This is a genomic window from Pseudomonas poae (assembly GCF_001439785.1).
Classification (GTDB): Bacteria; Pseudomonadota; Gammaproteobacteria; order Pseudomonadales; family Pseudomonadaceae; genus Aquipseudomonas; species Aquipseudomonas poae.
Genome location: NZ_JYLI01000053.1, coordinates 1 through 912 on the forward strand (window position 1 = coordinate 1; position 912 = coordinate 912).

At 57.1% G+C, this 912-nt stretch carries 1 protein-coding gene; it reads left to right on the plus strand.

Annotation, left to right across the window (positions count from 1 at the left end; all coding sequences use genetic code 11):
- The coding region (locus TU75_RS27860; RefSeq protein WP_211267975.1) for an Ig-like domain-containing protein at window positions 1-912 on the plus strand (912 nt) is incomplete at both ends.

Below are 912 nucleotides of genomic sequence, written 5' to 3' on the forward strand. Positions count from 1 at the left end.
ACGGCGCCTACGCCTTCACGCCGGTCAAAGACTTCAACGGCGACGTTCCGCAAATCGGCTACACGACCAACACGGGTTCGAGCAGTACCCTGGACGTGAAGATCGACGCGGTTGACGACGCAAGCGTTCTGAAAGCCGATACCGGCAGTGCGCTTGAAGACAACGTTGCCACTGGCAACGTGCTGAGCAACGACGTCGACGTCGATAACGTGTTGAGCGTTGCGACTTTCAGCGTAAACGGCACCAGCTACAACGCTGGCCAGACTGCCGTAATTGCAGGTGTGGGCAGTATCACTATCGGCGCTGACGGTGCCTATGCCTTCACGCCGGTCAAAGACTTTAACGGTGACGTTCCGCAAATCGGCTACACGACCAACACGGGCTCAAGCAGCACGCTGGACGTGAAGATTGATGCGGTTGACGACGCCAGTGTTCTGAAAGCCGATACCGGCAGCGCGCTTGAAGATAACGTTGCCACTGGCAATGTGTTGAGCAACGACGTTGACGTCGACAATACCCTGACTGTTGCCACGTTCAGCGTGGCAGGCACTAGTTACGCAGCCGGCCAGATCGCTGTTATCGCAGGCGTTGGCTCAATCACCATCGGCGCAGACGGCGCATACGCTTTTACCCCCGTCAAAGACTTCAACGGCGATGTACCGCAAATCGGCTACACCACCAACACCGGTTCGAGCAGCACGCTGGACGTGAAGATCGATGCGGTTGACGACGCGAGCGTCCTCAAAGCAGACACCGGCAGCGCCTTGGAAGATAACGTTGCAACAGGCAATGTGCTGAGCAATGACGTCGATGTTGATAACGTCTTGACCGTTGCGACCTTCAGCGTAGGTGGCACCACTTACAACGCAGGCCAGACCGCGAACATCGCGGGTATTGGCTCAATCACCATCG